Raw genomic sequence first — 5,703 nt, 5'->3', positions numbered from 1 at the left:
GCCTTTCCCTAACTGACCGCCGCCCCCGTCTTTTTTTTATGCGGACAAAATTAAAAAATTCAGCCCATGTCAGGAAATGCAGTCAGACCAGGCCGAGGCCGCAAGCCGAAACCCAACAGCAAGAAGAAGCTGAGCGGGTCCAAGCATGTGAAGCCGGACGAACCCCAGTTCTCACAGCTCACTAATATCGAGCCGCCACAATGGATGGATGAAATGGCCGTGGCCATGTGGGAAACCGTCTGCCCTGAACTGTGCCGCGAGCGTGTTCTGACAATTACCGATGTTCACAATCTGGAAGTGTTCTGCAGCAGCTACGCCAACTGGCGAGAAGCACAGTTTCACGTGACAACTAACGGCGTCACCATGACTGATCAGCTTGGACAGGTAAAAAAGAACCCAGCACTGACCGCTCTGAACGAAGCCGCACGCCAGATGGCAACCTTCGGCGCAATGCTCGGTCTGGATCCCGGCAGCCGTCAAAGGCTGATCGGTGGCAACAAACCTGAAAGCAATAACCGTTTCTCGGATTACTGATGGCAAACCAGTTTGTAAACAAGGCCAACAAATACGCCAGAGACGTTGTTGCCGGAAAAGTGCCCGGTTGCCGTTATGTGAAACAGGCCTGTCAGCGTCATCTTGACGACCTGCAGCAGGAAAAAGACAAAGGTTTCAAATACCGGTTCAACCGCACAGCAGCGGAACGAGCCTGTAAATTCATTCAGCAGATGCCCCACACCAAAGGGGAGTGGGCATTCAAGCGTATGCTGATCACGCTGGAGCCATGGCAGTTGTTTATCGTGGCCGTGGCGTTTGGCTGGCAGCACAAGAAAGGCGGTCTGCGTCGTTTTCGTGAGGTGTACACGGAGATACCCCGCAAGAACGGCAAGAGTGCTATCTCTGCCGGTGTCGGCGTGTACATGTTTGCCGCTGACAACGAATTTGGCGCGGAAGTGTATTCCGGTGCCACATCAGAGAAGCAGGCATGGGAGGTGTTCCGCCCAGCCCGCCTGATGGTGAAGAAGTCCCCCGATCTGCAGGCGCACTTCGGCATAGAGGTGAACGCCAAGAATCTGAACCGGCCTGCGGATGATGCCCGCTTTGAGCCGGTGATTGGTAATCCTGGTGATGGTGCGTCACCGAGTTGTTCGATTGTGGACGAGTACCACGAACACGACTCTGACGCACTGTACACCACCATGCTCACTGGCATGGGCGCTCGCCGCCAGCCGCTTATGTGGATTATCACAACAGCCGGTTTCAACATCGACGGCCCCTGCTACGACAAGCGTCGCGAAGTGATTGAAATGCTGGAAAGCGGCGGCAACGACGAACTGTTTGGAGTGATTTTCACTGTTGATGAAGGCGACGACTGGACAAAACAGAGCGTTCTGGAAAAAGCCAACCCCAATATGGGCGTGTCTGTTTACCGGGATTACCTTATTTCTCAGCAGCAACGGGCCATTAACAACCCCCGCTTCACCAACCGGTTCAAAACCAAGCATCTCAACATCTGGGTTTCAGCCCGAACGGCGTTCTTTAACCTGGAACAATGGAAGGCACGGGAAGACACAACCCTTACCCTCGAACAGTTTGAAGGCCACGACCGGCACCTGTCGTTCGATATGGCGGCACGGCTTGACCTCACAGCCATGGTTCCGCTGTTCACCCGGGACATCGACGGACAAAGGCACTACTACAGCGTTGCGCCACGCTTCTTCGTGCCAGAAGAGACGGTGTTTGATAACGACAACCGCCGTCTTGCCGAGAGATACCAGCAGTTTGCCAATTCCGGACACTTAGTGGCCACCGATGGCGCTGAAATTGATTACCGCGACGTGTTGGCAGAAGCCATGCTGTACAACCGTTGCGGCTCTGTTCGTGAATGCCCGATTGATCCACACGGGGCAACTGCACTGGCTCACCAGCTGGCCGATGAAGGCATGGAGCCTGTGATTATCAAACAAAACTTCACCGGTCTGTCAGACGGGATGAAGGAGCTGGAAGCCGCTATCGCTTCCGGCCGTTTCCACCACGACGGCAACCCGGTCATGACATGGTGTATCGGCAACGTGGTGGGGAAATACCTCGCCGGATCGGATGACATTGTCCGGCCAATTAAAGAAGCACCCGACAGCAAGATAGACGGCGCAGTGGCACTGATTCAGGCCGTTGGTCGCGCCATGTTAAATGAAACTGAATACAACCCTCTCGCAGATTACGACCCAAACGACCTCACATGAAACAAATCATCATTGATTGCCTCGGTGTTGCCGGTTTTGCAGCACTGACAGGAGGCGTTTATCTGCAGTACGGCCTGCCTGTTTCACTGATGCTGAGTGGTTCTTTGGTGCTTGGATTTGCCCTGTTAGCCAGCCGGAACGCCTGATGCTCGAATCTGTCTATGAAAAACGGGGTGATCCGCTGGAGAATCCAGCCAACTCCATGTCTGATGTTGAGTTGCTGGACTACATCCAGAGCAACTCCGGTATCCACGTCAGTGAAAAGGAAGCCATGAAGCATGCAGCGGTTTATAGCTGTATCTATGTGCTCTCCAGTTCGCTTGCTCAGTTGCCTCTCAATGTGATGCGCAAGCAGGGCAACAAGATCGAAGTGGCCACCGATCACGCCGCTTACGATCTGCTCAGCCACTCTCCAAACAGCTGGCAAACAAGTTACGACTGGCGGGAAGGTGAACAATCCCACGTCAGTGGCTGGGGAAATGCTTTCACCAAGATTCGCAGAAATAAAAAGGGCGAGCTTGCAGAGCTGTACCCATCTTTTCCCTGGGCGACTTCACTGCTGAAAAACGGCAACCGGTACGTTTACTCAACGTACGATGAAGATTTTGGCTACGAAGCCGTTCAGCCAGAAGACATGATTCATATCCGGGCGCTTGGTGTGGCCGGTATTGACTGGCGCATGGGGAAAAGCCCTATCCGTCAGCATGCGGAAACCATCGGCCTTGGTTTGGCGGCGCAGCGTTATGGCTCCAAGTTCTTTGAAAGTGGTGGGCGAGCCACAGGGCTTGTGACACCCAAAGGTGCTCTTAACAAAGAAGCCTGGGGGCTTTTGAAATCAGCATGGAAAGCCGCCAAAAACACCTTTCGAGATACAGGGGGGGAAATTCTTCTCCCATCAGAGCTGAACTATCAGGCAATGACTATCCCGCCTGAAGAGGCCCAGTTTATTGATTCCCGCAAAATGACCCGTTCAGAAGTGGCCGGAATCTTTAACGTGCCAGCTCACATGATTAACGATCTGGACAAAGCCACATTCAGCAATATCAGCGAGCAGGCTATTCAGTTTGTACGCCACACCATGATGCCGTGGGTGGTGAAGTGGGAGCAGGAGCTCAACCGCAAACTGTTCACAGCCGCTGAGCGCCGGGCCGGTTACTACGTCAAGTTCAACCTTGCGGGCCTGCTTCGCGGTACCGCCAAAGATCGTGCCGAGTTTTACAACAAAGCCATTACCGATGGCTGGATGGATCGCAACGAAGTTCGTGCCCTGGAAGACCTCAACCCCCGTGATGGTCTGAGCGAGCTTTTGATTTCCGTGAATGCCGTACCCGCCTCCCAGATTGGCAATCAGCAGGAGAACCCCAGTGAGTGATATTGAAAAAAGGACGTTCGCCTGCGAGCTGCGGGCGGCTATGGATGGAGACACCCCAAAGATTGATGGCTATGGCGCTGTTTTTAACAGTCGCAGCGAAAATCTTGGCGGTTTCAGAGAAATTATCATGCCGGGCGCTTTCGATAGCGTGCTGGATGATGATGTGCGTGCTCTGTTTAATCACGATCCTAATTTTGTGCTGGGCCGCTCTTCGGCGGGAACTCTGGAGTTAAGCACAGACGATAAAGGCCTGCGTTACCTGATCGATGCTCCCAACACCCAGACCATTCGTGATCTGGTGCTGGAGCCCATGAAGCGTGGCGACATTAGCCAGTCATCTTTTGCCTTCCGTGTTGCCCGCAATGGAGAAGAGTGGGAGGAGGATGAGGACGGCGTCATTGTTCGCACCATCCACAAAATGCAGCGCCTGTTTGATGTCAGCCCGGTGACTTATCCGGCTTACACAGATGCCGGAGCCGCCACCCGGTCACTCAAAGCTTGGCAGGAAGCCCGTGAACAGGGCGTCCTTAAACAAGCCATTTCTCAACGTCAGGCCAGAGAGCGCTTGCTCGATCTGATTGGCGCCTGATTCAACCCCGTCAAAAGGAAAACCCTATGACACTGCATGAACTGCGCCAGAAGCGTAAGACTCTGGCTGATGAGATGCGCAAGCTTCACTCTGATATCGGCGAAGATACCTGGAGTGAAGAGCAGCGTGGCAAATGGTCCACCATGAAGAAGGACCTTGATGGTCTGGAAGATCAGATCAAGCGCGAAGAGGAGCTGCGTGATCTGGATCAGCGCTTTGTGGATAACCACGAAGACGACCACGAAGAACGTCGCAACGGTGGTCAGGAAGAAACCGCTGAGAAACGTCAGGCAAAAGCCTTTGAAGCCTTTATTCGTGAAGGTCTCGGCGAAATGGATCCAGAGCTGCGTTCTGTTATCCGTGAAATGCGGGCGCAGGGTACAGACCCGGATTCAAAGGGTGGATTCACCGTACCCGTTGAGTTTCAGAGCCGCGTTATTGAGCGCATGAAGGCGTATGGCGGTCTGGCCAATATCGCCAACGTGATCACCACATCTGACGGTCGCTCAATGGAGTGGGCAACCACAGATGGAACCGCAGAAGAAGGCGAGCTTCTGGGTGAAAATACAGCGGCAGGTGAAGGCGATGTTAATTTTGGAATGGAATCCCTTGGAGCGAAAAAACTGTCTTCAAAAGTTATCCGCCTGTCTAACGAGCTGCTGCAGGATTCTGGTGTTTCTATCGAATCTCTGCTGGTAAATCGTCTGGCTATGCGCCTTGGTCGAGGTGAAGCCAAGTACCTGGTGAATGGCTCGGGTGCTGGCACACCGGTACAGCCTAAAGGGTTGGCTACTTCAGTAACCGGGTTCACCACCACAGCCGGTGCAACCATGGTATGGCAGGATTTCAACGCACTGAAACACAGTGTTGATCCGGCCTACCGCAACAGCACCTGCCGCTGGTTGTTCAATGACTCCACCCTGCAGGAAGCCTCTGAGCTGGTGGACACCAACGGCCGCCCACTCTGGGTGCCCGGATTGTCCAGCGATGCTCCGGCCACATTCCTTGGTCATGCGTACCAGGTTGATCAGGCCGTGGCAGAGGCGGCTGCTAACGCTCAGTTCGCCTACTTCGGTGATTTCAATGCCTTCATTGTGCGCCGTGTTGCGGGCATGTTCATTAAGCGTCTGGTTGAGCGTTATGCCGAGTATGACCAGACCGGTTTCATCGGTTTCCATCGTTTCGACTGCCTGCTGGAAGACGCGGAAGCCATCAAGGGCCTGAAGCTCAAGGCGTAACCGCAAGGTAAACCTTGGCACGCAGGAAAGGGGGAGCAACTACTCCCCCTTTTTCATTCCCCGGCAAGGATGGCAAACCAGTGAAACTGACCAAATCATTTAAATACTCCATTAACGGCTTTGAGGTAGAAACCTTTGAAGCGGGAGAGCATGAGGAGCTGCATCCTGATGTAGTGGCTTATGCAGAAAAAATCGGCGCTCTTGCAGGAGCTGAAGAACCACAACACCCTGTTAAGCCAGAGCCAGAGCCAGAGCCAGAGCCAG

7 protein-coding genes are annotated in these 5,703 nt (G+C 53.8%); all 7 read left to right on the top strand.

Translation table 11 applies throughout. The features are described 5' to 3' along the window. Positions 1-147: 147 nt before the first annotated feature. The gene (locus E1189_RS03235; protein WP_329601881.1) at positions 148-534 is read left to right on the top strand and encodes a phage terminase small subunit P27 family; all 387 of its coding nucleotides are present in this window, start codon (positions 148-150) and stop codon (positions 532-534) included. Further along, positions 534-2,240, top strand: a complete 1,707-nt coding sequence (locus tag E1189_RS03230) for a terminase large subunit (RefSeq protein WP_155158610.1) — start codon at positions 534-536, stop codon at positions 2,238-2,240. The genes E1189_RS03235 and E1189_RS03230 overlap by 1 nt, the downstream gene beginning before the upstream one ends. Then, on the top strand, positions 2,237-2,386 hold the full coding sequence (locus tag E1189_RS23405; RefSeq protein ID WP_196221132.1) for a hypothetical protein: 150 nt from the start codon (positions 2,237-2,239) through the stop codon (positions 2,384-2,386). The genes E1189_RS03230 and E1189_RS23405 overlap by 4 nt, the downstream gene beginning before the upstream one ends. Beyond that, on the top strand, positions 2,386-3,612 hold the full coding sequence (locus E1189_RS03225; protein WP_155158609.1) for a phage portal protein: 1,227 nt from the start codon (positions 2,386-2,388) through the stop codon (positions 3,610-3,612). The genes E1189_RS23405 and E1189_RS03225 overlap by 1 nt, the downstream gene beginning before the upstream one ends. Beyond that, positions 3,605-4,201 (top strand): HK97 family phage prohead protease, encoded by a 597-nt coding sequence (locus E1189_RS03220; RefSeq protein WP_329601880.1) that lies wholly within the window; start codon positions 3,605-3,607, stop codon positions 4,199-4,201. Before E1189_RS03225 ends, E1189_RS03220 begins: the two co-directional genes overlap by 8 nt. A gap of 26 nt (positions 4,202-4,227) precedes the next feature. Next, positions 4,228-5,439, top strand: coding sequence for a phage major capsid protein (locus E1189_RS03215; protein ID WP_155158607.1), 1,212 nt, complete (start codon positions 4,228-4,230; stop codon positions 5,437-5,439). An 80-nt stretch (positions 5,440-5,519) separates the two neighbouring features. Further along, positions 5,520-5,703, top strand: a 184-nt coding sequence (locus tag E1189_RS03210; RefSeq protein ID WP_155158606.1) for a hypothetical protein, incomplete at its 3' end; no start/stop codon positions are given.

It is taken from the genome of Parendozoicomonas verongulae (genome assembly GCF_009711465.1).
GTDB lineage: Bacteria > Pseudomonadota > Gammaproteobacteria > Pseudomonadales > Endozoicomonadaceae > Sansalvadorimonas > Sansalvadorimonas verongulae.
Note: the sequence above shows the minus strand (reverse complement) of the source record. Positions and strands in the feature narration are given on the sequence as shown.

Bases quoted from the DNA above. Each gene is read 5' to 3' on its own strand.
- E1189_RS03230 (WP_155158610.1), top strand. From the start codon at position 534: ATGGCAAACCAGTTTGTAAACAAGGCCAACAAATACGCCAGAGACGTT.
- E1189_RS23405 (WP_196221132.1), top strand. From the start codon at position 2,237: ATGAAACAAATCATCATTGATTGCCTCGGTGTTGCCGGTTTTGCAGCA.
- E1189_RS03225 (WP_155158609.1), top strand. From the start codon at position 2,386: ATGCTCGAATCTGTCTATGAAAAACGGGGTGATCCGCTGGAGAATCCA.
- E1189_RS03215 (WP_155158607.1), top strand. From the start codon at position 4,228: ATGACACTGCATGAACTGCGCCAGAAGCGTAAGACTCTGGCTGATGAG.